This window comes from Vibrio tubiashii ATCC 19109 (assembly GCF_000772105.1).
GTDB classification, from domain to species: domain Bacteria; phylum Pseudomonadota; class Gammaproteobacteria; order Enterobacterales; family Vibrionaceae; genus Vibrio; species Vibrio tubiashii.
The window spans coordinates 638,326-664,826 of sequence record NZ_CP009354.1 but is presented as its reverse complement, the minus strand read 5'-3'; the positions used below and the strand labels follow the sequence as shown (position 1 = coordinate 664,826).

19 protein-coding genes and 1 pseudogene are annotated in these 26,501 nt (G+C 45.8%); 10 read left to right on the top strand and 10 right to left on the bottom strand.

Going from position 1 to position 26,501, the window contains the following annotated elements; translation table 11 throughout:
- Window positions 1-4: 4 nt before the first annotated feature.
- Window positions 5-886, bottom strand: coding sequence for an aldo/keto reductase (locus IX91_RS03125; protein WP_004747889.1), 882 nt, complete (start codon window positions 884-886; stop codon window positions 5-7).
- A 205-nt stretch (window positions 887-1,091) separates the two neighbouring features.
- Here IX91_RS03125 and IX91_RS03120 point away from each other — a divergent pair, with 205 nt between their 5' ends.
- Window positions 1,092-1,982, top strand: a complete 891-nt coding sequence (locus IX91_RS03120) for a LysR family transcriptional regulator (RefSeq protein ID WP_004747888.1) — start codon at window positions 1,092-1,094, stop codon at window positions 1,980-1,982.
- A 262-nt stretch (window positions 1,983-2,244) separates the two neighbouring features.
- Here the strand turns inward: IX91_RS03120 and ahpF are convergent, their stop codons facing one another.
- Both ahpF and ahpC read right to left on the bottom strand, forming a co-directional pair.
- Window positions 2,245-3,837 carry an alkyl hydroperoxide reductase subunit F gene (ahpF, locus tag IX91_RS03115; protein WP_004747885.1) on the bottom strand — a complete coding sequence of 531 codons (1,593 nt, stop codon included), beginning with the start codon at window positions 3,835-3,837 and terminating at the stop codon, window positions 2,245-2,247.
- 271 nt (window positions 3,838-4,108) lie between these two features.
- Window positions 4,109-4,666, bottom strand: a complete 558-nt coding sequence (gene ahpC, locus IX91_RS03110) for an alkyl hydroperoxide reductase subunit C (RefSeq protein ID WP_004747884.1) — start codon at window positions 4,664-4,666, stop codon at window positions 4,109-4,111.
- Between the two features lie 229 nt (window positions 4,667-4,895).
- Between ahpC and IX91_RS26300 the strand changes: the two are divergent.
- Window positions 4,896-5,240 (top strand): annotated as a pseudogene (locus IX91_RS26300) (ribosome recycling factor family protein).
- A gap of 50 nt (window positions 5,241-5,290) precedes the next feature.
- Here the strand turns inward: IX91_RS26300 and galM are convergent.
- The 4 genes from galM to galE all read right to left on the bottom strand — a co-directional run bounded on the left by galM (window position 5,291) and on the right by galE (window position 9,814).
- Window positions 5,291-6,349 carry a galactose-1-epimerase gene (gene galM, locus IX91_RS03105; RefSeq protein ID WP_038197869.1) on the bottom strand — a complete coding sequence of 353 codons (1,059 nt, stop codon included), beginning with the start codon at window positions 6,347-6,349 and terminating at the stop codon, window positions 5,291-5,293.
- Between the two features lie 8 nt (window positions 6,350-6,357).
- Window positions 6,358-7,512 (bottom strand): galactokinase, encoded by a 1,155-nt coding sequence (gene galK / locus IX91_RS03100; protein ID WP_004747878.1) that lies wholly within the window; start codon window positions 7,510-7,512, stop codon window positions 6,358-6,360.
- A gap of 165 nt (window positions 7,513-7,677) precedes the next feature.
- On the bottom strand, window positions 7,678-8,730 hold the full coding sequence (locus IX91_RS03095) for a UDP-glucose--hexose-1-phosphate uridylyltransferase (protein ID WP_004747877.1): 1,053 nt from the start codon (window positions 8,728-8,730) through the stop codon (window positions 7,678-7,680).
- Between the two features lie 64 nt (window positions 8,731-8,794).
- Window positions 8,795-9,814, bottom strand: coding sequence for a UDP-glucose 4-epimerase GalE (gene galE / locus IX91_RS03090; RefSeq protein WP_004747875.1), 1,020 nt, complete (start codon window positions 9,812-9,814; stop codon window positions 8,795-8,797).
- Window positions 9,815-10,164: 350 nt separating this feature from the next.
- On the opposite strand from galE, the gene ebgR reads away from it, so the two are divergent.
- The 4 genes from ebgR (at window position 10,165) to IX91_RS03070 (ending at window position 16,624) form a co-directional block, all read left to right on the top strand.
- Complete coding sequence (gene ebgR / locus IX91_RS03085) at window positions 10,165-11,151, top strand: transcriptional regulator EbgR (protein ID WP_004747873.1); 987 nt, start codon at window positions 10,165-10,167, stop codon at window positions 11,149-11,151.
- Between the two features lie 303 nt (window positions 11,152-11,454).
- A complete protein-coding gene (gene ebgA / locus IX91_RS03080) occupies window positions 11,455-14,544 on the top strand; it encodes a beta-galactosidase subunit alpha (RefSeq protein ID WP_004747871.1) in 3,090 nt (1,029 codons plus the stop codon).
- 3 nt (window positions 14,545-14,547) lie between these two features.
- Window positions 14,548-15,000: a beta-galactosidase subunit beta gene (locus IX91_RS03075; RefSeq protein ID WP_004747869.1), complete on the top strand. Its 453-nt coding sequence runs from the start codon at window positions 14,548-14,550 to the stop codon at window positions 14,998-15,000.
- A 196-nt stretch (window positions 15,001-15,196) separates the two neighbouring features.
- The gene (locus IX91_RS03070) at window positions 15,197-16,624 is read left to right on the top strand and encodes an amino acid permease (RefSeq protein WP_004747868.1); all 1,428 of its coding nucleotides are present in this window, start codon (window positions 15,197-15,199) and stop codon (window positions 16,622-16,624) included.
- Window positions 16,625-16,687: 63 nt separating this feature from the next.
- On the opposite strand, the gene IX91_RS03065 is transcribed toward IX91_RS03070, so the two are convergent.
- A complete protein-coding gene (locus IX91_RS03065; RefSeq protein ID WP_004747866.1) occupies window positions 16,688-17,299 on the bottom strand; it encodes a TetR/AcrR family transcriptional regulator in 612 nt (203 codons plus the stop codon).
- A gap of 149 nt (window positions 17,300-17,448) precedes the next feature.
- Here IX91_RS03065 and IX91_RS03060 point away from each other — a divergent pair, with 149 nt between their 5' ends.
- The 3 genes from IX91_RS03060 (at window position 17,449) to IX91_RS03050 (ending at window position 19,971) form a co-directional block, all read left to right on the top strand.
- On the top strand, window positions 17,449-18,465 hold the full coding sequence (locus IX91_RS03060; RefSeq protein WP_004747865.1) for an MBL fold metallo-hydrolase: 1,017 nt from the start codon (window positions 17,449-17,451) through the stop codon (window positions 18,463-18,465).
- A 59-nt stretch (window positions 18,466-18,524) separates the two neighbouring features.
- Window positions 18,525-18,863, top strand: a complete 339-nt coding sequence (locus tag IX91_RS03055) for a DUF5329 family protein (protein ID WP_004747862.1) — start codon at window positions 18,525-18,527, stop codon at window positions 18,861-18,863.
- Between the two features lie 199 nt (window positions 18,864-19,062).
- Window positions 19,063-19,971, top strand: coding sequence for a DMT family transporter (locus tag IX91_RS03050; RefSeq protein ID WP_004747858.1), 909 nt, complete (start codon window positions 19,063-19,065; stop codon window positions 19,969-19,971).
- On the opposite strand, the gene IX91_RS03045 is transcribed toward IX91_RS03050, so the two are convergent.
- Window positions 19,922-20,635, bottom strand: coding sequence for a helix-turn-helix domain-containing protein (locus tag IX91_RS03045; RefSeq protein WP_236642844.1), 714 nt, complete (start codon window positions 20,633-20,635; stop codon window positions 19,922-19,924). The two genes, IX91_RS03050 and IX91_RS03045, sit on opposite strands and share 50 nt — an antisense overlap.
- A gap of 241 nt (window positions 20,636-20,876) precedes the next feature.
- Between IX91_RS03045 and ygjK the strand changes: the two genes are divergently transcribed.
- Window positions 20,877-23,258, top strand: coding sequence for an alpha-glucosidase (gene ygjK, locus IX91_RS03040; protein ID WP_004747855.1), 2,382 nt, complete (start codon window positions 20,877-20,879; stop codon window positions 23,256-23,258).
- Window positions 23,259-23,297: 39 nt separating this feature from the next.
- Here the strand turns inward: ygjK and IX91_RS03035 are convergent, their stop codons facing one another.
- A complete protein-coding gene (locus tag IX91_RS03035) occupies window positions 23,298-26,408 on the bottom strand; it encodes a beta-galactosidase (RefSeq protein ID WP_004747852.1) in 3,111 nt (1,036 codons plus the stop codon).
- Between the last annotated feature and the right edge of the window lie 93 nt (window positions 26,409-26,501).

Genomic DNA, 26,501 nt, shown 5'->3' with positions numbered 1-26,501 from the left:
GCATTTAAGCCACACCATGACCTTTCGATGCAACCCAAATTCGGTACCACTGTTCATTGGTCAATGACAGTTCAAGCGCGCCAACCGCAGCGTGAACACGCTCAATGTTTCCACTGCCCAAGATTGGGATTGGGTTGGAAGGTAAACGCAATACCCATGCAAAAATGACTTGGTCGATCGAACTTGCGCCGATTTCTTGCGCCACTTGTGTCAAGCTGTGACGAATGCGATCCATCTGTTCACTCTCTTCACTGAAGATACGCCCACCAGCGAGACAAGACCACGCCATTGGTTGCACGCGATGTTGCTGTAATTGGTCTAGCGTGCCATCTTCCGTCATTTGCAGGTTGACCGGATTGATCTCGACTTGGTTAGTGATCAATGGCTGCTCAACTCTTGATTGCAATAGAGCAAACTGAGCAGGGGTAAAGTTAGACACACCGAAATGTTTTACTTTACCCGCTGCTTTTAACTGAGCGAATGCTTCAGCCGCTTCATCAGCATCCATGAGTAAGTCAGGGCGATGCAGGAGTAACACATCTAGATGATCGGTATTGAGTCGAGTTAACGATTGATCAACGGATTCAATAATGGCGGCTTTACCACTGTTGTAATGGTTAACCTGAGGATCTTCACCACGGTAAATTCCGCATTTAGAGACGATCTCAATTTGATCGCGCAAACTGCTATCTAATGCCAACACTTGACCAAACATACGCTCACACGCAGAGTCTGGGCCGTAAACAGGCGCGTGGTCTACCGTCGTAATGCCTAGCTCTAGGTGCTGCTTAACAAACGACAGCTGCTGTTGGGTATTCATTCCCCACTCAGCCATACGCCAGTAACCTTGGATCATTGGTGAAAACACCGGATGTGTCTTATTCATCTCTATCCCCTGATTTATAGACCTCACCATTGCAATATTGCAGTGAGTTTAATCTGTTCTGCACTCAGTATACTGGTACTAAAGCGAGGGATTAAACTAGCTAACAAGAAAAGATAATTCGATATACAGCACAATAGAAGAGATTTAATTTCCTATATAGAACGATATAATTAACGACAGATTCAAGAACTCAGGTGAGTCAGATATGCAGAAGATGCACAAACGCTTTGAACGATATGCGTTGTTTAGTGAAGTCGCAAAGCAACTCAGCTTTTCTAAGGCCGCGGAAAATTTAGGCATTTCACGCAGCTACCTTTCTTCACAAATCAATCAGCTAGAGCAAGAATTAGATACAAGTCTACTGATTCGTTCGACACGCAATGTGCGCCTAACTGCAGCGGGAGAAAAAATTCTGGCTAAGATGCAGTTTATTAATACATCGATCGTCGAGTTAGAAAAAGAGCTCGACCACACCAAAAGCGATGTCAGTGGCCTACTTCGAATTACTGCGCCCACCATTTTTAGCCACCGTTTCTTGATCGATATTTGTCATCAATTTCAGCAACAATACCCAGAAATCGAGTTTGATCTTGATGTTGGTTATAACCGTGAAGACCTAACCAAAAGTCATTTTGACTTAGCGATAAGAGCCACCAACAACCCTCCAGATAATATGGTGGCGAAAAAGCTTATTCCTTATCAACACATCTGCTGCGCGTCACCTGAATACCTTGAAAAACATGGCGTACCCAGTCACCCAGACGAACTGGTCCATCACAACTGTTTGTCCGATCCCAACTTACGTCGCTGGCAGTTTGTCGATAGTACCAAGAGCATTGAGGTCGAAACGAATGGCGATATGCTGATAAACGACAACTTACTGCTTCTGACTGCCGCGCAACAAGGCAAGGGGGTTATAAAAATGCCAAGCTACTTGGTGCAGCCTTCTTTAGACAGCGGACAATTAGAACAGCTACTGCCGAATTACTTTATTGCCAGAAGCAATATTTATCTCATCTACCCACCGCAACTGCGCAGCAGCAGCAAGCTTGCCGCTTTTATCGAATTCACTCAGAAATGGTTTGAGGGTAAGTAGTCTCTGCACACAAAAAAAGCCACTTCCAATCGCTTGGAAGTGGCGTCGAAATTACCGACAAAATGTTTGCAAATGAATATGGACAGGGATAATACCAATCGGGATAAATAGGTGGTCAGAGAATTGCGCTGAAAAAATCGCTTAGAGCAAGGCATAGATTGCAGCTAGCTAGTTGTTCTAACTACAAAATCTATAACGATGCTATCAGCGATTTTAGCAAGCAAGGATGACCAGATATTTGTTCGGGTTGGTATCGAACTCTTTACGCCGTTTCAGCAACCTTTGCTGGAGCAGGTGTGCGAATTAGATAATCGAACGCGCCTAAGCTTGCTTTAGCACCCTCACCCATGGCGATGATGATTTGCTTGTACGGCACTGTGGTTACGTCACCCGCAGCAAAGACACCGCTCATCGTAGTTGCACCGTGCGCATCGATTTCAATTTCACCGCGTGGTGAAAGCTCAACCTTAGTACCTTTCAACCATTCGCTGTTTGGCATTAGGCCAATTTGAACAAAGATACCGGCTAACTCGATTTTCTTAATCTCACCTGTGTTGCGGTCTTGGTATTCCAAACCAGTAACACGGTTGCCGTCGCCTAGCACTTGTGTGGTTTGCGCCATCTTGATGATTTCAATATTAGGTGTCGCATTGGCTTTATCGATCAGAACTTGGTCAGCACGTAGGGTGTCTGCAAACTCCAGAACGGTAACATGTTCAACAATACCGGCTAAGTCAATCGCCGCTTCAATACCTGAATTACCACCACCGATTACCGCTGTTTTCTTGCCTTTAAATAATGGACCATCACAGTGTGGGCAGTAAGCAACCCCTTTGTTGCGATACTCTTGCTCACCAGGAACATTCATTTCACGCCAGCGTGCACCTGTACTGGTAATCACTGTGCGAGCTTTTAGTACTGCGCCGCTTTCAAGCTCAACATGGATGTAACCATCTTCAGTCTGCTCTGCATCGATAATGTTGGCTGCGCGTTGCTCAGTCATTACTTCCACGCCGTATTCTTTAACGTGCTCTTCTAGACTCGCAACCAGCTTAGGACCGGTTGTCGCTTTGACTGAGATAAAGTTCTCAATCGCCATCGTATCCATCGCCTGACCACCGAAACGCTCAGCGACGACACCTGTGCGAATGCCTTTACGTGCTGCGTAGATTGCTGCTGAAGAACCCGCAGGACCACCGCCAACAACCAAAACATCAAATGGTGCTTGTTCGTTTAGGCTGGCTGCTTTTTTCGCTGCTGCACCGGAATCAACTTTGTTAAGAATCTCAGCCAATGACATACGGCCTTGACCAAACAGCTCACCGTTGATGAAGACACTAGGCACCGCCATGATATCGCGTGATTTCACTTCATCTTGGAATGCAGCACCATCAATCATGGTTGTGTTGATTAGTGGGTTAATCGCAGACATCATGTTGAACGCCTGAACCACTTCAGGACAGTTTTGGCATGATAGTGAAATAAAGATTTCCACGTTTAGTGCTTGGTCTAGCTGCTTGATCTGCTCAATCACTTCCGCTTCTAGCTTGATTGGGTGGCCGCCGCTGTGAAGAAGAGCGAGAACCAGTGAAGTAAACTCGTGACCCATTGGCAAGCCTGCAAAACCAATCGCTGTCCCTTGTGTTTGGTTCACAACCTGCATAATTGGTTTGCGTGAGCTTGCGTTGTCGTCACGCGTTACTTGGATTTTGTCTGTCAGTGAAGCGATATCATCCGCCAGTGCTTGGAGCTTGCTTGCTGTTTCGCTTTCATCAAGGCTCAATACAAGCTGAACGTCTGTTTTTAAGTTTTCTAGGTATGCTTTAAGCTGCTGCTTCATCGCTTGGTCTAACATGATATTACCTACTATTCATTTGTGATTCAGATGCGCTCTACTGCGCTGATGGAGCTATATTGCCCTGCGGTCGTAGATAGGTAAATTTGAACGTTTCTATTAGTTTGGTAGGCAAAACCTATCGAAAATCCCACGCCATCAACATTCTTTTCTGCAAAAAATCAAACGCAAAAAGCCACACCCTATTCGGGTATGGCTTTATCATTAAAGGCGGTATGCCAAGCTCAATAGGAGCAGAGCAAGGCATACCTGTACAAACCTGGTAATAAGGTTAGATTTTACCTACTAGGTCTAGAGATGGCGCTAGAGTCTCTTCACCTTCTTTCCATTTCGCTGGGCAAACTTCACCTGGGTTTGCTGCAACGTACTGTGCTGCTTTAACTTTACGTAGTAAGTCTTCTGCGTCACGACCGATACCTTCAGCAGTGATTTCCATTGCTTGGATAGTACCTTCTGGGTCGATTAGGAAAGTAGCACGGTCAGCAAGACCTTGACCTTCACGCATCACGTTGAAGTTGTTAGTGATAGTGCCAGTTTGGTCACCTACCATGAAGTATTCGATAGTACCGATCTTGTCAGAAGTATCGTGCCACGCTTTGTGTGAGAAGTGAGTATCCGTTGATACTGAGTAAACTTCTACACCACGTGATTGAAGTTCAGCGTACTTCTCTTGTAGGTCTACAAGCTCAGTTGGACATACGAAAGTAAAATCAGCTGGGTAGAAGAAGAATACTGCCCATTTGCCTTTCACGTCTTGCTCTGTGATATCTACGAACTCGCCGTTTTTAAATGCTGTTGCTGAGAATGGTTTGATTTGTGTGTTGATCATGATTTTACTCTCTTTCTAATCTAGTGTTTGAACGCTGCCTTGCGTCGATGGAGTTATATTGCCCTGACCAGGTTGATAGGTAAATTTGAACGTTTCTATTGCTCTGATAGGGAATCACTATCAATCGAGATAGAGAAAATCTATCAACTCCTCGGGAAAGTAGAGAGCGTGGCGATTTGAGGTGTGTTGCGATAAAGTGGCATCTATTAATTCCCTTAATTGACTCACCATGATTTCCGTTCCGTTAAACAGTTTTGTTCACCGCGTTAACGATAAAGCGCAGGTTATCAGCGCGATTGTTAGTTATGGCTGCCAAGTAAAGCGTATCCGACGTTCTCGGCATTGGTTGCTTAGCGGAGAGGAACAAGTGCTATGAGAACTCAAACAGCACTTGGTTACGGAAGATACATTGTGGATTGTGAAAGCGATAGAGAAAGCTTTGCCCACTCCCGTTGTTGATCTATCAGCCATCATTGCTGAGTCACCAAATATCACAATCAATCAGCTCGTTACTCAGTCGGGTTGTTCTCTTTCTGAAGCAAGAGCCGCGATTGACGAATTTGAAGGGTTTTAACGCCAGTTATCAGACTGGCGTTATTAGTAGGTGGTGCTTTCGAAGCTCAATTAGAAAGCAAACTGATAGGTGGTTTTATACCTGTATTCCTGATCTGGGTAGAGAATACAACTTGGTTGCTGCCATTCGGGATGGTTAGGCGAATCAGGTAAAAATTGGGTTTCCAATGCTACGCCTGCGTAGTCTGCATATTCTTCCCCATCGCGCGCTGGGGTTCCAGCTAACCAATTACCAGTATAAAGCTGCATTGCGGGCTTATCGGTTGACACTCGCATAGTCACTAAGCGGTCTTCACTAACTAGGCTTGCAACGGGTAGATTTCTGTCTCGGTTTGGCTCAAACCAATAGCTGTGATCATAGCCTTTCGCCGCTTGCTGTTGTTCGTCTTGCAAGAAGTCTTGCGTGATGCTTTTCGCCACGCGAAAGTCGAATCCAGTGCCACTCACACTTTCCAGTTCACCGATTGGAATCCCCACATCGCTGGTTGGCAAATAGTAATCAGAACAAATATTCAAAGTATGATGGCGCGCGTCTAACTCGCTGCCCGCGCCATTGAGATTAAAGTAGGCATGATTCGTCAGATTGACTGGCGTTGCTTTGTCGGTGTGAGCATAGTATTCAATCGAGACGCTGCCGTCGTTATCGAGCTGATAAGTGACAGAGACACTTAGATTACCGGGGAAGCCTTGGTCACCATCTGGAGATTGGAAACTAAAAGTCACCCTTTGTGCGCTTTGCTCGACAATGTCCCAGCGCAGCTTATCAAAGCCAGTGACGCCACCATGTAAGCAATTGCCTGCTTGATTCGTTACCAATTGAACTTGCTGACCTTCGAGATCAAAAAGACCATTGGCAATGCGGTTTGCATAGCGACCAACCGTTACCCCCATGTAACTTTGTTGGCACTCAAAGTCAGCCATAGCCCCTACACCAAGCAAGACTTCGCGCTGCTCCCCGCACGCCAAAGGTAAACGACAACTGAGCCATGTAGCTCCGATGTCCATCAACACAATGCTAACCCCTCTAGCATTGGTCAATTCGATTAACTGAGCAGGCTGCCCATCATAGGCAAACTGCTTAGTCATACTCTCAAAAAGAGGATGAGCCATCATTTAAGTTACTCCACCACACCTGCGCCATTTTTAGCTTGGCACACGTAGATAGACTCTTTCAGCCCAATCGCAGCTTGATATTGTGCTGCAACCGCCGCTTTTACTGGCTCTACAAGTTCAGGTGGCATAACCGCAACAATACAACCACCAAAACCGCCTCCTGTCATACGAACGCCACCTTGCTCACCGATCACTTGTTTAACGATCTCAACTAAGGTGTCGATCTCTTTGACTGTGATTTCAAAGTCGTCACGCATAGAGGCATGGGATTGTGCCATCAGCTCTCCGATGCGCTTCATGTCGTGATTACGCAACGCATCAGCCGCTTCTACCGTTCTGTCGTTCTCGCTGATCACATGGCGCGCGCGCTTTGCTACTAACTCATCTAATTCAGACGCCTTATCATTGAACTGCTCAATAGTGACATCACGCAATGCTTTTACGCCAAAGATGCGAGCCGCTTCTTCACATTGCTCACGGCGAGTGTTGTATTCGCTATCGACCAATCCACGTTTTTTGTTCGAGTTAATGATCACCACTGACATGTTTTCAGGCATTGAAACCGCCTGCGTTTCTAGGCTGCGACAATCAAGCAGCATTGCGTGGTTCTCTTTACCTTCAGCAGAAATCATCTGGTCCATAATGCCGCAGTTACATCCGACAAATTCGTTCTCAGCTTGCTGACCATTAAGAGCGATCTCAGCCTGAGAGATTTCTAGGTTATAAAGCACCTTAAATGTCTGACCAATCACCACTTCAAGCGCTGCTGATGAGCTAAGCCCTGCGCCTTGAGGAACGTTACCGCTGACAGAAATATCCGCGCCACTAAACTCGTATCCGCGTGCGATAAGGTACTTCACTACACCACGAATGTAGTTCGACCACATTTTATCTTGCTGAAAGATGATCTCTTGGCTGATATCAAACTCATCAAGCTCATTGCCATAATCAACCGAGACGACACGGACTATGTTGTCGTCACGCTTAGCTGCTGCAACGACAGTTTGGTAATCAATGGCACATGGCAGAACAAAACCATCATTGTAGTCGGTATGCTCACCGATCAAATTAACGCGCCCCGGCGCTTGGATAATGTGGCTTGGTGCATAGCCCAACGCTTGTTGAAAAGAAGTTTTTACGTTTTGGATTAGATCAGACATAGTAAATTCTCAGCTTCAATATTTAGTTAGATTCCCAACTCGTTCGTCCCTCACTCTCGAGAATGACTACTTCTCTAATGATTGAGTTTGTCATTCCAGAATCGAGGGACGAGATGTCAGGAATCTCAAATTTTTATCTATTCACTATCGGCAAAATGACAGAGGCTACTGTTCTTTGTAGTGAATATCGCTCAAATCACGCAGACGCTGCGCGGCTTGCTCTGCGGTTAAATCACGCTGACTTTCTGCCAGCATTTCATATCCCACCATAAATTTACGAACCGTTGCGCTGCGCAGCAGTGGCGGATAGAAGAGTGCGTGTAGTTGCCAATGTTCAATATCCGTACCCTGTTCAAAGAAAGGTGCGTAGTGCCAACCCATTGAGTAAGGGAAAGAGCATTGGAATAAGTTGTCATAACGACTGGTGAGTTTTTTGATTGCCACAGCCAAATCATCACGCTGGATTTCTGTCAGTTCACTCATACGGCGAATATGCGTTTTCGGCAGTAGCATGGTCTCAAATGGCCAAGCCGCCCAGTAAGGGACTAGCGCTACCCAGTGTTCGGTCTCCACCACAATACGCTCGCCATCTTTCAATTCAGCTTGAACATAATCGACCAGTAAATTGGTGCCCTTTTCTTGATAGTAAGCTTTTAGATTCTGCTCTTTGCGCTCAATTTCATTGGGTAGAAAACTGTTCGCCCAAATCTGACCATGCGGATGCGGCTGAGAGCAGCCCATGGCTTCACCCTTGTTCTCAAAAGCTTGCACCCAAACATAGTCTTTACCTAGTTCTTCAATTTGTTCGTTCCAGGTATCGATCACGCCACGAATTTTTTCAACGGCAAGCTCAGGTAAAGTTTTGCTGTGATCTGGGGAGAAACAGATAACCCGGCTCAACCCTCTAACACCCTGAGTTTTAAACAATGGATTTTCTGATTCGGGCGCCTCTGGCGAGTCAGTCATCAGAGCGGCAAAATCATTGTTAAATACATAAGTACCTTGGTAATCGGGGTTCACATCACCAGAAATACGCTCATTCGTTGGGCATAAAAAACACTTACCGTCATAGCTTGGCAAATCAGCAGTAGCAGGAGTTTCATCCGCACCACTCCATGGACGTTTAGCGCGATGCGGTGAAACTAAAATCCACTGCCCTGTCAGCGGGTTGTAGCGGCGGTGTGGATGATCAACTGGGTTAAACTCAATACTCGACATATTACTTACTCAACTTTTAAAAATACCTTTGTGCATTCGCCAATGAAATTGGAGTGCAACCTTGTTACGCAGGGGAATAGCCGTTTGGGTTTTCTGATTGCCAGCGCCATGTATCGGCTGTCATTTCATCGACACTGCGAGTGGCTTTCCAAGCTAAATCTCGCTGCGCTTTATCTGTACTCGCCCAACATTCAGCAATATCACCTAGGCGACGTGGACAGATTTCGTAAGGAATAGGCGCACCACAAGCTGCACCAAATGCATTCACCATCTCAAGCACACTGGAACCTTTACCCGTACCTAAGTTGTAAACATGTAAGCCCGCTTTATCGCCAACAGATTTTAGCGCTGCAATATGACCATCGGCCAAGTCCATCACATGAATATAGTCACGCACCCCAGTGCCATCTGGTGTTGGGTAGTCATCCCCAAATACCGCTAAAGATTCGCGTCGTCCCACTGCAACTTGAGCAATGAAAGGCATTAAATTGTTTGGAATACCTTGCGGGTCTTCACCCATGGTGCCTGATGGATGAGCCCCCACCGGATTGAAATAGCGCAGTAGCGTGATGCTCCAATCACTCTCTGCATTGAAGAGATCACTCAAACACTGCTCGACCATATATTTGCTGCGACCATAGGGGTTGGTGGTAGCCCCTGTTGGAGAGTCTTCAGTAATTGGCACAATATCCGGGTCGCCATACACGGTAGCTGAAGAGCTGAACACAATGCTTTTCACGCCAGCTTTACGCATACAACGCGCTAAGACCAAGGTACCGTTAACATTGTTATCGTAGTACTCAAGAGGTTTTGCCACCGATTCACCGACCGCTTTAAGTCCGGCAAAATGAATAACGGCGTCGATGTCATGCTGCGCAAACACAGAGTCTAGAAACGCCTCGTCTCGGATATCGCCCATGTGAAACTTTGGCTTTTTACCCGTTAATCCTTCAACGCGGCTCAACACTTGTTGTTTTGAGTTAGCTAGATTGTCTACGATAATTGGCTCCATCCCTGCTTCAATCATTTGAACGCAGGTATGACTGCCGATGTACCCCATCCCACCTGTGACTAGAACTTTCACTGTTTGCTCTCCAGATAATCTTGAGCACTAAATACTCAATGCTTGATGTTGGAAAAGTCTACCAATCAAACCGCATACAGATCCGTGATCAAATTCGCATTGTGTAAACGTTTCCACAAAATCACTCATTAGAAGAGGGAAGATATTAGGCAGAAAGTGATTTTAACTCTGCGGCTAAAGTCTCCTCTAACCCCTGTATTTATTGGTTTTCTAACCCACCATCTCTGGAAATTTCCACTCAGCACAAAGCTGACAACAATTTTTACTAAAAATTAGTGCTTCATCAGTGTGTTTGTTTACAATAGAGACCAATAGTTAGATTGCCCGCTCAAAAAGGGATGTAAGAACACATGGCAACACTAAAAGATATTGCAACTGAGGCAGGCGTTTCTTTAGCGACGGTTTCGCGAGTCTTAAACGATGATCCGACACTCAGTGTGAAAGAAGAAACCAAGCACCGCATTCTGGAAATTGCAGAAAAGTTAGAATACAAAACCAGTAGCTCAAAACGTGCTGGACTGGGGAAAAAGCACAATCACCACTTTCTTGCTGTCTATAACTACAAGCAAGAAGCAGAAGTGAATGACCCTTACTATTTATCGATTCGACATGGTATTGAGACCCAATGTGACAAATTAGGCATCGAACTAACTAACTGTTATAACAATGAAATCTCTCTTGAAGGCAATAAGGTCACTGGTGTCCTCTTAGTTGGCCGCAGTCATCCAAATGTTTTATCTGAAGTTCAAAAACTCACCGACAATATCTGTTATGTCGATTTCAGTGACGCGAACTGTGAATATGATTCGGTAGACATCGATCTCGTGCGCATTAGCAAAGAAATCACCGATTTTTTCATCGCTCAAGACTATCAACGTATCGGTTTCATCGGTGGTCAAGACGAACCGAATAGTGCTGATATTCGTGAAATTGCCTTTGCAGAATATGGGCAGTTAAAAGGCGTTGTCTCTCTAGATGATATCTACCGCGGCGATTTTACTAGTTCGTCAGGGTATGATTTAGCTAAGGAAATGCTCGCTAAACCGGACTACCCTAACGCACTTTTTATTGCATCTGATTCAATTGCGATTGGTGTATTGCGTGCGATTCATGAGCATGGCCTTAATATCCCACAAGACATTTCACTGATTAGTGTTAACGATATTCCAACCGCTAAGTTCACCTTCCCTTCTCTTTCAACAGTAAGAATTCACTCTGAAATGATGGGAATTCAGGGAGTTAACTTGCTGATCGAAAAAGCGCGCGATGGACGAGCGCTCCCTTTGCAAGTTTACGTCCCAAGTAAACTCAAGCTGCGAGACACTACTAAGAAGTAGTTCCCACTGCTAATTACTCATATAAAGCGCTGATTTTCAGCGCTTTTTTATTATCTCCCTTTCCCTACCCCAGCGTTTAGTGGTTAGCTTCCACACATTTACTGTTCAATATTCACTCTTTTAAACAGATCACAGCTTTCAGACAATTCAGTCAATAAATCGTGATCAAGTTAAAGTAAAACGTTTTCACAAATTTATTTTAGTAAAACTTTTACTAATATCTTTCCCAGATGCTCAGTGAGCAATTATTTCATTACAACGTCGGCATGATCATTCGATCGTTTTAGCCGAGGGAGAGTAAACGTGAACAACTGGGAAAACTTCCTACATCTGCATGAGAACCGTATGGCACCACGTGCTTACTTCTTCTCTTATGACTCAGTGAAAACAGCTCAAACCTTCCAACGTGAACTCAGCAGCCGCTTTATGCTTCTGAGCGGTCAATGGAACTTTAACTTCTTCACTAACCCTCTATTGGTTCCTGAAGAGTTCTATTCGCAAAAGATGACCCAATGGGGCCAGATTACGGTTCCGAACATGTGGCAAATGGAAGGCCACGGCGACCTTCAGTACACCGACGAAGGTTTCCCATTCCCAATTGATGTGCCGTTCGTGCCAACCGATAACCCAACCGGTGCGTACCAACGCACCTTCACCCTAGGTGAAAGCTGGGATAACAAGCAAACCATCATTAAATTTGACGGTGTAGAAACCTACTTCGAAGTGTATGTAAACGGTGAGTATGCAGGCTTTAGCAAAGGTAGCCGCTTAACCGCTGAATTTGATATTTCACAGTTCGTTCAGCAAGGTGAAAACCTGCTGTCAGTGCGCGTTATGCAGTGGGCAGACTCTACTTATATCGAAGACCAAGATATGTGGTGGACGGCGGGGATCTTCCGTGATGTTTACCTAGTCGGTAAAGAGCAAATTCACGTACAGGACTTCACCGTTCGCACGGATTTCGACGAAGAATACCACGCAGCAACCCTTTCTTGCCAAGTAGAACTGGAAAACTTATCTGCCCTACAAGCTTCTGGCTACGCGCTTGACTATGCGCTGATGGATAAAGGTCAGGTTGTTGCACAAGGCTCTTGCAGCAACCTGACAATCGATACCTCAACACAAGCTCGCTTTGAGATTGAAATGGATGCACCAATCCACTGGACGGCAGAAAATCCTTATCTTTACCAACTGATTCTGACCTTAAAAGACCACCTAGGTAAAACCGTGGAAGTCATTCCGCAACGAGTGGGGTTTCGTGACATTAAGGTGCGCGATGGTCTGTTCTACATCAATAACCAGTATGTGATGCTGCATGGCGTTAACCGTCACGACAACGATCATCTGAAAGGTCGAGCTGTTGGAATGGAGCGTGTAGAAAAAGACTTAGTCTTGATGAAGCAGCACAATATCAACTCTGTACGTACTGCTCACTACCCGAACGACCCACGCTTCTACGAACTGTGTGATATTTACGGCCTGTTTGTCATGGCCGAAACGGATGTAGAAACCCACGGTTTTGCTAACGTTGGCGATCTCAGCCGAATCACTAACGACGCAGCATGGGAAGCGGTATTTGTTGATCGAGCAGAGCGACATGTTCATGCCCAAAAAAACCACCCTTCGATCATTATGTGGTCGCTAGGCAATGAGTCAGGCTATGGCTGCAATATTCGTTCGATGTATGAGGCGACCAAAGCGATTGATGACACTCGTCTAGTACATTACGAAGAAGACCGAGATGCAGAAGTGGTCGACGTGATTTCAACCATGTATTCCCGCGCTCAACTGATGAACTACTTTGGTGAGTTTCCTCACGAGAAGCCACGCATTATCTGTGAATACGCCCACGCAATGGGGAATGGCCCTGGCGGTTTAACTGAGTACCAAAATGTGTTCTACCAACATGATCACATTCAAGGCCACTACGTTTGGGAATGGTGTGATCACGGCATTTTAGCTCGTGATGAAAAAGGCCAGTCCTTCTACAAATACGGCGGTGATTACGGTGACTACCCGAACAATTACAACTTCTGTATGGATGGTTTGATTTATCCAGATCAAATACCTGGTCCGGGGCTTAAAGAGTACAAGCAAGTGATTGCGCCAGTGAAAATCCGCGCTGTAGATGAGCAAGCAGGCAAGTTCATTGTTGAAAACAAACTTTGGTTTAGCGACCTCAATGATTACACCATCACCGCCGATATTCGCGCTGAAGGTGAAACACTGCGCAGCGTTCAGTTCAAAGTGGAACAGCTTAGCGCAAACTCAGCGCGTGAAATTAATATCGCCATCCCTGCACTTGATGAGCGTGAAGCCTTCATTAACTTCACGGTACGCAAAGATACGCGCACCCTATACAGTGCCGCAAACCATGAGATAGCTATTTACCAATACCAGCTCAAAGAAAGCACAGCGATAGAACCAAGCTTCATCAATCAAAATGCGACACCACTTAACGTTGAAGAAAGCCGCCTTAACTACCTGATCTCAGGCAACAACTTTGCGCTTAACTTCTCAAAAGTGAATGGCAAGCTGACCTCTTGGATTGTCAATGGCGAAGAGCTGATTCAATCAGAACCTAAACTGAATTTCTTTAAGCCGATGATCGATAACCATAAACAAGAGCACGAAGGTCTGTGGGAACCCGCTCACCTGCAAATCATGCAAGAGCATTTCCGCACCCTTCACCTTGAGCATCTTGATGGCAAAGTAGAGATCACCGCCACCAGCATCATTGCGCCGCCCGTGTTTGATTTTGGTATGCGCTGCGAATACCGCTACCAAGTGAGTGCTGACGGCCAATTAAACCTAGAACTGAGCGGTGAACGTTACGGCGACTACCCTCATGTCATTCCAGTTATCGGCCTAGATCTTGGTATCAATGGTGAGTTTGACCAAGTGAAATACTACGGTCGTGGCCCTGAAGAAAACTATCAGGATAGCAAGCAGGCAAACCTGATTGATATTTACCACAGCACAGTTGCCGACATGTTCGAGAACTACCCGTTCCCACAGAACAACGGCAACCGCCAACACGTTCGTTGGGCGGCACTGACTAACCGTAATGGTACCGGTTTGTTAGTGAAACCTCAGCAAGAGATCAACTTCAGCGCTTGGTTCTACACCAATCAAAACCTACATCAAGCACAGCACACGATTGAGCTAGAAAAGAGCGGTTATATCACCCTCAACTTAGACCATAAATTGATGGGGCTTGGCTCAAACTCTTGGGGTAGTGAAGTGCTCGACTCTTACCGAGTGACTATGGATGAGTTCCGCTACGGGCTGACACTCGTTCCGCTACAAACGGGGGATTGCAGTGCACAGACAATGGCGCAGCACCGCTTTGAACAAGGTTTCTTTACTTCAACTACAGCAAATGAGGCATAACCCATGATCGTGTTAGAGAGCTTAGCGCAATTCAAAGTCGTTTACCGCGATGGCCGCAAGTGGAACCGCTGTATAGAAGCGATTGAAAACATAGCCAATATCAAAGATGGCGTCATGCATTCAATTGGAGATTCATTGGTTTACATGATTGAAGATGGTGTTGCTCGTCATACCGACACCTTTGAAGGTAACCGACGCTATTTCGATGTTCATTACTACCTAGAAGGAAGAGAAAGCGTCGAATTCGCTGAAAAATCTCAGCTTGAGCTCGCCGATAAGTACCGTGATGAAACGGATCGAGAATACTTCTCTGGTCAAGGTGAGACACGTGAACTCACAGAAGGCCAAGTTGCCATTTTCGACAACAACAATGCCTATCGTTTCCACGGAGATAACCGAGTTCGCAAAGTGGTGCTTAAAGTGACCATCGAAGACGGCTATTTCCTGAATAAATAAATACAACTTACAGGGTCAGCACAACTGACCCAAACAATAACGACTACAACCCCTGAGGTACTAAAGTCACAAAAGCCAGTTACAGCGCTGGACTCTAACGCGGCATAGCCTACTATTCGCGCAGGATGACAGAACGCTCAATAGCAAGTGTAACTTTTAGTACCAAAGGAATTGACGTGATTCATCGGAGGACTCTATGTCTGAATCTATGCGTGGCACCATTGGCAAGTTTGCCCTGCTGTCGATGACCTTTGCGGCGGTATTTAACGTCCGTAACATCGTAAACAACAACATTGAATTAGGCTTAAGTTCAGCGCCTATTTTCTTACTCGCAACCATCGTTTATTTCATTCCTTTTGTGTTCATTATTGCCGAATTTGTTTCTGCCAATAAGAACTCTGAATCCGGTATGTACGACTGGCTGAAAAAACCGTTAGGCACTAAAGCCGCATACTTAGGCTCTTTCTTATACTGGTTTGTAAACCTGTTCTGGTTTGTCTCTCTACTACCAAATGTTATTGCCTACGCCTCATACGCAATGCTTGGCTATGAGTACACCTTCTCACCTATGGTGACATCGATTATTTCGATTGTTCTCTTTGCTGCGGCGACTCATATCTCGACTAAAGGTGCGAGCTGGCTGGGTAAGATTTCAGAGATTGTGGCATACGGCGTCTTTGCTCTGTTCGCTATTTACGTCCTTGGCGCGTTAATGGCATTAGGCGGCGGTGAGTACACACCAGCTGAACCGATTACCTTAGAAGCGATGAGCCCAACAATTAACTGGGCAACTCTGGGCATTATGTGTTGGATCTTCCAAGCAGCCGGTGGTGCAGAAACCGCAGCCGCTTACCTAAAAGATGTCAAAGGTGGTCAGAAAGCCTTTATCAAGGTGATCATCATGGCAGGTGTTCTGATCGGTGCTATGTATGCGCTTGGCTCACTACTGGTTAACGTTTTTGTCCCTCGCGAAGATCTCACTTACGCAGGTGGTATGGTTGAAATCTTTACTGGTATGGCTCAATACTTCGAGGTTTCTACCTTAGTAGTTGGTCGCTTTGTTGGGGTTATTCTCTTTATCGCGATGTTTGGCTCTATGATGATGTGGACAGCGGCTCCAGTGAAAATCCACTTCTCAGAGATTCCAAAAGGCGTCTACGGTGAGAAAACCACTGAGCTTAATGAGCACGGTGTACCAGTTCGCGCAGCTTGGTGGCAGTTTGCCTTCGTCGTCGTGATGTTGGTGGTGAATGGCTTTGGTTCAGAATCCGTGCAAGACATGATGAACCAAGCAATCAACTTAACCGCTGGTACTGCGATGCTACCACCAATCTTTATCATGGCTGCTTACTTCATCTTCCGTCTAAAACATGATGATACGCCACGTGATTTCCGCATGGGCTCACGTAAGTTTGGTATGGGTGTGGTATCGGTATTGATCACTATCTTTGTGGTAAGTATGACCGCATCTGCCTTCCCAGCTGGCGTTGATTTAGTACGTGCCTTCTTCATCAACGTCTTTATGACCGCAGTATTCTCTGGCCTTGCATGGTGGTGGATCTCTCGCTTCGAGAAAAAACAGGCGAGCAAAGAGGTAAAGTTACAGACAGCTAAACAAGCCTAGGGTCTGTTGAACACGGTAAAACTATAGCCCTTACCTTGATGGTAAGGGCTTTTTAATCTGACGCTAAGCGCGGTACTGACTCATAAACAAACGAGTGCTCTGCTCAGCCAATACCCTCGCCTCTTGCTTGGTCAGCGAAGGTTTCATTCCCAGAACCTGAGGCCAGAAGGCGCTACCTTTAACTAAGCTATGCAACTGGGTGCTAGCCACAACCACGTCCTCAATAATGAGCGTCTGCTGCTCCTTCTGCTCAATTAGCCAACGAAACAGCGCGGTCTCTTGTTTTGCCATCTTCGCTTCTTGCTCTTTAAGCTCATCCGGCTTATGGAAGAAGTAGCTTAAAGCCACTTTGGCTAGATCAACATAGTGAGGTTCTGTCACAACATTAATCTCGCTTTCAAGCAGTGCGATAAGCTGCTGCTCTAAAGTCAGTTCAGCAAGCCCCGCTATTTCATGTTCAGCCATTGAAGTGCGCCACAACTCCGCCAGCAGTTCCATGACGATCGCTTCTTTAGACTCAAAATGGTTGTAAACCGTTCGCTTAGAAACCTCTGCCATCGCAGATAGCTTATCCATACTGGTATTTTGCACACCAAATTCCTGAAAAGCCTGCTTTGCCGCAACCAATATCGCCTCACGTTTGATTTCGCTACGACCTTTTTTTCTAACTTTCATAGAGTTAACGATCCTACCTCATTCTGCTGAGATCTATTTTACACCAAGTAGTTTACTTTAAAAGCAAAGCATGTAAACTACACCGTATAGTTTACTTTGGGATAGTCACTATGAAACGCACATTGTTAGCTACTGTAGGAGCGATAATTATGACCACCTCTATCATCTCTTGTTCTAGTTCAGATAAAGCAGCGGGTAAGCAATACCCAGAGAAATTTGCCAACACTGAGCTTGAATACAAAAGCGGCTTTGGAGACATCCTGAAGATCGTAAAAGCCTATTTCACGACTGAGCGCCTTAACCCAACGCCAAGCTTTGATTTACCCGTCCATGCGATGACGACAGAGCAACTTGCCAATGAACAGCAAGATGTTCTCTACCGCTTAGGCCATTCAAGTATCGCGATGAAGATTGATCAGCAGCTCATCCTGACAGATCCTGTGTTTAGTGACCGAGCATCACCCGTACAATGGGCTGGGCCAAAGCGTTTCCATCAGCCACCTATCTCGTTACAAGAGCTACCAAGTATTGACGCCGTTCTGATCAGTCATGACCATTACGATCATCTCGACAAAGCGTCGATCAAAACACTGACCGAAAAAGTCACGGTATTTATTGTGCCGCTGAAGATTGGTCAAACCTTGAGAGAATGGAATGTTCCTGAAGAGAAGATAGTTGAGCTTAACTGGTGGGAGTCCCATGTACACAATGGCGTGGAATATGTGCTCACTCCAACCCAACACTTCTCTGGACGTGGACTAACTGATCGCGACGGCACTCTATGGGGAAGCTGGGTGATTAACGGTCAGCAGAATAAAGTCTTCTTTAGTGGTGACTCTGGCTACTTCTCAGGATTTAAAGAAATTGGTGATAAATACGGGCCATTTGATTTCACCATGATAGAAACCGGAGCTTACAATAGCTTATGGGCGGAAATCCATATGTTCCCTGAGCAAAGTGTTCAAGCACACATTGATCTTAGAGGTAAGGTGATGATGCCAATTCACAACGGCACCTTTGATCTCGCTATGCACGATTGGAACGAACCAATGCAGCAAGCGATGGAGATTAGTGAAGAGCGTGGTGTCACCATAGTCAGTCCTGAATTTGGACAACGTGTTGAACTCAACGAGCCACTAGAACTCAAACCTTGGTGGAACCTATAAGGCTATGCGGGGTGAGTGGTCGGTATTGGTCGCTGCCAAACGTAGATTAAGGGGAAGTGATGAAACGGTTGTATCTAGTCATAATGTTAGCGATGTTGGCAACTTCTGCAGCAGCCAGCATTCAAAATGATGTAGACAGCTTAATCAGCAAGATTGAGCAATCATCCTGTACTTTTTATCGAAACGGCAAAGCCTATACCCCGACAGAAGCCGCTGAGCACATTAAAAATAAATGGGACTATGCCCAAGATGAGGTCAAAGATATCGAGACCTTCATTAACGAAGTTGCCTCCAAAAGCTGGTTCACAGGTAAACCTTATATGGTCGAATGTGGCACACAACAAATCACAAGTCAGCAATGGTTACTTCACCTCGCTAAAAGCGAAACCACTCAATAATATCATTAGCACTAAAAAGCACCCATGCGGTGCTTTTTCTTTTCCTTGCTCTCACCAACTCCATCCGCCAACTTCGACCTCTAGGAACAGAAAACCGTCCGATGGGATCATTTGTTCCGATTTAGCCAAGCTATAGTAACTACCCATATAGGTGGCCACCGCATCTTTCTCTACAGTTGAATTAATAAGGTTAAATCTGATGATTAAATTAGATTCTCTCGCTCCTATCCTATTCCTAGTGATGTGGAGCAGTGGTGCGGTTATTGTAAAACTTGGATTACAGTTCTCTTCCGAATGGAGCTTTCTGGCAATACGTGCGCTGATCTCTTTTGTCAGTGTTAGCATCATTTGTTTGCTTGCTAAATCACTGTTCAATACTCAATTTCATAAACCTAGCAAGGAAGAATTGAAAACCGTCTTGTCGGTCGGTTTGTTGTTACAGGTGTTCTATCTGGCTTTCTATATTCTGGCGATAGCAACAGGCATGTCTCCTGGCTTAGTAACCTTGGTTTTAGGTATCCAACCTTTGATAACCCCCTTACTTGGCAAGCAAAAAATCGGTGCGAGTAAATTTATCTTACTGGGTGTTGGTTTCGTAGGACTCGCTATCGCGATTGCTGGTGCGCAAAGCCTTGATAGCATTCAATGGGCTGGTATTCTGTTTTCCGTCTTAGCGCTCCTCTCCCTCACCATAGGCACTATCAAGCAAACCAAGGTGACGATGAATTCATTTCAAGCCATGTGGTATCAATGTGTTTTATCGAGCCTTGTATTTATCGCGCTTAGCATGGGCACTGAAGGCCATATTGATTGGCAGCCAGAGTTTGTTTTCTCAGTGTTGTGGATGAGTTTGGTGGTTTCCGTCGGGGCACTCTTACTGCTGATGTACATGGTAAAACGGGACAGCTCAGATAAAGTCAGCGTACTGTTTTACGCAATCCCAATGCTAACCTATCTGTTTGATCACCTGCTGTTCGGTACAGTGTTAACGCCTTTGACTATGCTAGGAATGGCTATCGTCGCCATTTGCATTGTTTTGTATCGTCGTCAGCCGAGACTCAATCGTGGGCGCGATAAGCTTTCGGTGGCAAACCAAAATAACCACTAAAACTACGCGTAAAGGAAGATGGGTTACTAAAGCCCACTTCCTCAGCAATCCGGCTGATCGGCATATCGGTATTGATCAGCAAAGTACGCGCTTTTTCCATACGTAACTTAGCTAGATACTTAAGTGGGGAAAGCTGTACTTCTTTGCTAAATAGGTGTTTAAACTGAGTCGCACTTAAGCAGGCAACCTGAGCGAGCTCGTCAATTGAGTGATTCTTAGCGATGTCTTGATGAAGGTACTGGATACTGTTTTTGATCCTCATATCCATTTTACTACTGGAACACTGGCGAGCTAATAGTTCAAACAAGAGCGACAACATGTTCTCTTCTAGTTCACCGGAAATATCTTGCTCAAGCCGCTTCTCAATAAAACTTAGATACTGATGCGTTGCTTCATCGAGTGCCAGAATCGGATGCTCTAGTTCTAGTAATGGGCTTGGTAGCTCGTTGACATCAATAACCAAAAAGCGAAAGTCCTCACGAGCACGAAACTCATGGTAGCAACCGGATAAAATCACCACACAATCGCCATAAGAGACTGTCGCCGCCTGCCCATCTAACGTCAAATCAATATAGCCACGTAAAGGCAGCAGCACCTGATGATGGCTATGACTATGTCCATTCGATGAGCGGCTATAAGCTCTCACTGTTATCTTACCACTCAAAGCTTCTTCCTGAATTTAAACAAGTGGATACTCACTCTATCACACTCATCAAGAATCAATCGATGGCAAATTCTATAGCCATCTTATGTTGGCATTCCAATAACTATCTGGACAAATACAATACAAGGTAAAATTTTACTAAATAATGATCACACATTAACTAAAGATTATTTAACCCCAACAAATAGGGTCGATAGAATCATCTCAAACAAACTTCAGGTCGCTGACCGAGGATAATTACATGACCCTACGAAAAACTTTAATCGCTGTTGCTGTTGGTTCTGCTGTCGCTCTCTCTGGCTGCGGTTCTATATCCGATTCAAACAACGCAGATCTGCAAGCTGCTCAATTCAAAAATGTCATCGACCGCACTGGTTCTCCAGAGTATATGCGTGACTATGACTTTGACGACCACCAACGATTTAATCCATTCTTTGACAATGGCGCTTGGCATGGTCATCTACTTCCTGATAACCAAGAGGGGATGGGAGGTTTTCCAGGCACGGCATTGCTGACCGAAGAATACATCAATTTTATGGCCAATAATTTTGACCGTTTAACTGTGTACAAAAATGGCCAGAAAGTTGAATTCACCATGGAGGCTTACAGTCTTCCTGGCGCACTCGTCCAAAAGCTTTCATCTGACGATGTGCAAATTGAAATGACTTTACGCTTTGCGACTAATCGCACTTCGTTGCTACAAACTAAAATCACGTCAGACAGCCCACTCGACCTAGTTTGGGATGGAGAGTTGCTTGAAAAATACCACGCCAAACAAGGCATAGCGCAATCCGACAAAACCATCGATCAAGCTTATCCTGAATATGATCGTAAGATCGTAAAAACCGATGACGGTCTCAAGGTAACCTTTGGCAAAGTTCGTGAGACATGGATATTGTTAACTTCGGGTGAATCTGAATACCAAATCCATAAATCAATCCCAATGGAGACAAAGATTGACGGACATAAGTTTGTGTCCAAAGCACAGGTTTCTGGGTCGACAACACTCTATACCACATACACGCATGTACTGACTGAGAAAGAAAGTCGGGCTGAACAGAGCAAGATCCAAGATGTATTCGCCCACCCACAGCAATATTTACAGGCTTCGGCTCAACGCTGGGAAGACTATTTAGAAAAAGGTCTGAGCAACCCAAATGCTACACCAGCACAAGAGCGCGTCGCGGTCAAAGCAATGGAAACGTTGAATGGCAACTGGCGAGGAGTCGCTGGTGCGATGAAGTTTGACTCTGTCACGCCGTCGGTTACCGCCCGATGGTTCTCGGGTAATCAAACTTGGCCTTGGGACACATGGAAACAAGCCTATGCGATGGCGCATTTCAATCCAGATGTGGCGAAAGACAATATTCGCGCGATGTTCGCTTATCAAATCCAAGCTGACGATCCGGTGCGACCATGGGATGAAGGCTATGTGCCAGATTTGCTGGCTTACAACTTAAGCCCAGAGCGCGGCGGTGACGGAGGTAACTGGAATGAGCGTAACACTAAGCCGAGTTTAGCCGCATGGGCCGTAATGGAAGTGTACAAAACGACTGGTGATAAAGCTTGGCTAGAAGAGATGTATCCAAAACTGGTTGCTTACCACAATTGGTGGCTACGTAATCGTGATAACAATGGTAATGGCGTACCTGAATATGGCGCCGCCCGTGATAAAGCCCATAATACCCCAGACGGTCAGATGCTATTTACTGTCACTCGTGGTGACAAAGTGCAAACCTTTACCGGGCTCGATCAGTATCAAGCAATCATCGCCAATGGCCAATATGACCATATTGAAATCCCAGCCCAAACAGCTGCTTCATGGGAATCTGGCAGAGACGATGCGGCAGTATTTGGCTTTATCGACAAAGAGCAGCTAGACAAGTATGTCGCCCAAGGGGGCAAGCGTGGTGACTGGGATGTACAGTTTGCTCAAAACCGAGCGAAAGACGGCACCTTACTTGGCTACTCTTTGCTGCAAGAATCCGTCGATCAGGCTAGCTATATGTTTAGCGATAACCAATACCTAGCTGACATGGCAGACATACTAGATAAAGCTGAAGAAGCCAAACAGTTTCGTGCTAAAGCAGATCATCTAGCCAACTACATCAACACTTGTATGTTCGATGAAAGCACAGGCTATTTCTACGATATTCGTATTGAAAACAGACCACTCGCCAACGGCTGTGCAGGAAAACCTATCGTCGAACGTGGCAAAGGCCCTGAAGGCTGGTCGCCACTGTTTAATGGTGCGGCAACCCAAGTGCACGCAGATGCCGTGGTCAAAGTGATGAAAGACAACAATGAGTTCAATACCTATGTTCCACTAGGAACAGCAGCGTTAACCAACCCTGCCTTTGGTCCAGATATTTATTGGCGTGGCCGCGTATGGGTCGATCAGTTCTACTTTGGCTTAAAGGGTATGGAGAAGTATGGCTACCGCGACGATGCGGTTGAAATGGCGAAAGCCTTCTTTAACCACGCTGATGGCTTAGTGGAAGATGGCCCAATCAGAGAAAACTATAACCCGCTAACCGGTGCTCAGCAGGGTGCTCCAAATTTCTCTTGGAGCGCAGCGCACCTGTATATGCTCTACAACGATTTCTTTACCGAAACTAAGTAACTAAGCTAGGGGTCAGATGAAACTGGCCCCTTTTCAATTTTAGAAAGCATCGAAAGTCAAAGTTACTTGGTAGCGGTAACGTTTGTCATTCAGCAAGTACTCTTTGTGTACGCTTGGGGTCCAAGAATCATCGCCACCGACTCCCATATGGAAACCATCAATCCGAACAAAAATAGTGTCTTGCTTCATCAGTTCATTGGTGTGTTTTGCCATCGCGAGGTTAGCTTGACTAAACTCACTCACCGCAAAATGGAAGTCACCCCGAACGCTCAGTTCGCCAATCTGTGCTTCTAACACATTGCAGCGCAGACCGTTTTCTGAAGGGAAGATGTAATCGGTGTGCATCTGCCTAACGGAGGATTGATAACGACCTATATGCGCCGATTCTTTTCTATCAGGATAATTCTCGTGAGGCCCGCGACCAAACCAGCTCACAGGCTCTTGGTGCTCGCTCACTCCATGATCATATAGTGATAACTCAAGACCAATCCGAGGTAGTGGCGGAAGGCCATTAGCCAATTCAACATCAACATCGATAGTCACTTCACCATCTTGAGTCACCAGATAACGCCACGTGGATACAATCAGGACTCTACCCTGCTGAAGATAGGCCGATTTGATGATGACTTGTAAGCCAGATTTGGTTTCATTCCATTCAAAATCAATCGCTTCACATTCTAAGGAATCTAACCCTATCGACTGCCAGCGAGCGAACCAAGAGTTGGGATCTAACCGGTCAGCCTCACTGGTGCCTATATCATTATCAAGCGGCGCGCGATAAAAGTTATCCATGATTGGCTGGGTAAGCTTTTCGTTGCCATTGACCTTCCAGCTCGAAATCGCACCAAGGCGTTTGTCGAACTCAAGCGCAAAAAGATCACTGTAGACCAAAAGCTTTTCTGGGCTATCAGAGATGTTCGCTTGCCAAGTTGGTTTCGGATCTGGCAGCACCAACTCTGGCTCTGAGCTCAGTTCAAACTGTTCAGTGGCAGTAACATGCCCAGCTTCAGACCATGGAGTCGCTTTGCTCAGTACCACAGTTAAATTCAAGTGATATCGAGCGCCTGATTTTTCACGCAAAGCGGTATTTTCTAGTACCAATTCGGCGCTTTGCTGCGCTTCTAAAACAAGCTCTACGTCACCTTCATCCACAACAACGCCATCTTCAAGAATCTGCCACTGCAGGCTTTCTCCTTGGCTTGAAGTGAATAAGTTTTCGCTGGTCATTTTCACCGTTAAAGGGGTTTGCTCTACAAGAGTGAACTGGTAGAACTGCTGAGCTTTTTTCACTTCATGTAGAGTCGGATGCACACTACGATCTGGGAATATCAACCCATTGATACAGAACTGGCGATCATTAATCTCGTCACCAAAGTCACCTCCATAAGCCCAATATTGATTACCTTGCTCGTCGACCTTGGTCAGCCCTTGATCAACCCAATCCCAAATAAAACCACCTTGTAGGCGCGGATGATCGCGAAACGCCTGCCAATACTCGCTGAAGCTGCCTAAGCTATTTCCCATCGCATGCGCGTATTCACACAATATCAGCGGGCGTTGCTCATCAGGCAGCGCGATGGACTTTTTAATTCCAACTCTTGGCGTCACATGAGGTTGATGAGCAACGACAGGTAAATCCCAATCCACTCTGGCGTACATAGGGCAAATGATGTCAGTGGCGGCTGTCATTGCACCGCCTCCTTCATACTGAATAGGCCGTGACGGGTCCCGCTGCTTCACCCATTGATACATCGCATGATGGTTATGGCCTATCCCTGACTCATTGCCTAGCGACCAGATAATGATAGAGGGATGGTTTTTATCGCGTTCAACTAAGCGCGTTATTCTGCGCATATAAGCATTGAGCCACTCACTGTCATCGGATAGACGACACATAGGAAACTGACCATGAGTTTCGATATTGGCTTCATCGACCAGATACAGCCCATATTCATCACAGAGCTGATACCACATCGGATGATTGGGGTAATGGGCAGTGCGCACTGCATTAAAGTTGTTTTGCTTAAGCAATTTGATATCGCGAATCATATCTTCGCGCGTCATTACATGGCCAAGTTCTGGATGGTGCTCATGACGATTAACACCGCGAATCAGCAGCGGCTTACCATTAAGTTTAAGCTGGCCTTGGCTGATTTCTACCTGTCTAAAGCCGACATCATAGCTCTCACAATCCACCAGCGAGCCATGCTCGTCAATTAAACTGACGACCACTCGATACAGTGCTGGCGACTCTGCGCTCCATAGCTCTGGCGCTTGAATCGATAGACTGTGATTAACTTTATCGCACCAAGGCCCCTTCTCATCGGCAAACTCCAGACCTGCTTGAGAGCTCTGCTGAGAAACCATTTGCTGCTGGGCATCAAACAAGCTGACACATACCTGATAAGGGAGGTTCTTTTTCGATAGCGTCGTTACCACTTTTAGCTCAGCATCGCGATAAGCCTTATCTAGCTGCGTGACGACTTGGACATCTTTGATATGAATGGCAGGTTTCGTTAACAGGGTAACATCACGAAAGATACCGCTTAGCCACCACATATCTTGGTCTTCAAGGTATGAGCCGTCACTCCAACGCATCACCATTACTGTGAGTTGATTTTCGCCATCGATAAGAAAGTCTGACAGATCAAACTCCGCCGCAAGTCTTGAGTCTTGTGAGTAACCTACCCATTGGTCGTTACACCATAGATGGAAAGCACTATTTACCCCATCAAAGGTGACCGTTGTTTGCCCTTGCTGTGGCGAAAACAGGAACCGAGTTCGGTAAACACCCGTTGGATTATCTTCAGGAACTTTTGGTGGCGTATCCGCAAATGGATACTTTACGTTGGTGTAGATTGGCTTATCAAAGCCTTGCAGTTGCCAGTTACTCGGAACCGCTATTTGACTCCAGTTGCTGTCATCAAAACTCTTACTCACACATTCAGCCGGCACATTATCTGGTCTATCGAACAGCGCAAACTTCCACTGACCGTTCAAACTCAGTTGATTGCTTGAAGGCGTTTTATTCAATGCGTTTTGTTCGCTTGAATAAGCATGAAGAGGCGCGTGCGCAGGCATCACATTGTGGTGAACCACATGCTGATTTTCCCATTCGCGCGCCGCTATGACTTGGGTAAAAGTACTCATCACAGCACCCTTTAGATAAGAGGAAAAAGAGCGCCCCTTGTTGGTAAGGAAACGCTCAAGATTGACCACATCAATCTCATCTCGATTGATGCC

Excerpts from the sequence above, each read along its gene's own strand:
- galK (WP_004747878.1), bottom strand. The coding sequence starts at position 7,512 with ATGTCTGATCTAATCCAAAACGTAAAAACTTCTTTTCAACAAGCGTTG.
- IX91_RS03120 (WP_004747888.1), top strand. The coding sequence starts at position 1,092 with ATGCAGAAGATGCACAAACGCTTTGAACGATATGCGTTGTTTAGTGAA.
- IX91_RS03035 (WP_004747852.1), bottom strand. The coding sequence starts at position 26,408 with ATGAGTACTTTTACCCAAGTCATAGCGGCGCGCGAATGGGAAAATCAG.
- ahpF (WP_004747885.1), bottom strand. The coding sequence starts at position 3,837 with ATGTTAGACCAAGCGATGAAGCAGCAGCTTAAAGCATACCTAGAAAAC.
- IX91_RS03095 (WP_004747877.1), bottom strand. The coding sequence starts at position 8,730 with ATGTCGAGTATTGAGTTTAACCCAGTTGATCATCCACACCGCCGCTAC.
- IX91_RS03075 (WP_004747869.1), top strand. The coding sequence starts at position 14,548 with ATGATCGTGTTAGAGAGCTTAGCGCAATTCAAAGTCGTTTACCGCGAT.
- ebgR (WP_004747873.1), top strand. The coding sequence starts at position 10,165 with ATGGCAACACTAAAAGATATTGCAACTGAGGCAGGCGTTTCTTTAGCG.
- IX91_RS03125 (WP_004747889.1), bottom strand. The coding sequence starts at position 886 with ATGAATAAGACACATCCGGTGTTTTCACCAATGATCCAAGGTTACTGG.
- IX91_RS03065 (WP_004747866.1), bottom strand. The coding sequence starts at position 17,299 with ATGAAAGTTAGAAAAAAAGGTCGTAGCGAAATCAAACGTGAGGCGATA.
- IX91_RS03070 (WP_004747868.1), top strand. The coding sequence starts at position 15,197 with ATGTCTGAATCTATGCGTGGCACCATTGGCAAGTTTGCCCTGCTGTCG.
- IX91_RS03060 (WP_004747865.1), top strand. The coding sequence starts at position 17,449 with ATGACCACCTCTATCATCTCTTGTTCTAGTTCAGATAAAGCAGCGGGT.
- ahpC (WP_004747884.1), bottom strand. The coding sequence starts at position 4,666 with ATGATCAACACACAAATCAAACCATTCTCAGCAACAGCATTTAAAAAC.
- IX91_RS03050 (WP_004747858.1), top strand. The coding sequence starts at position 19,063 with ATGATTAAATTAGATTCTCTCGCTCCTATCCTATTCCTAGTGATGTGG.
- IX91_RS03055 (WP_004747862.1), top strand. The coding sequence starts at position 18,525 with ATGAAACGGTTGTATCTAGTCATAATGTTAGCGATGTTGGCAACTTCT.
- galM (WP_038197869.1), bottom strand. The coding sequence starts at position 6,349 with ATGGCTCATCCTCTTTTTGAGAGTATGACTAAGCAGTTTGCCTATGAT.
- ygjK (WP_004747855.1), top strand. The coding sequence starts at position 20,877 with ATGACCCTACGAAAAACTTTAATCGCTGTTGCTGTTGGTTCTGCTGTC.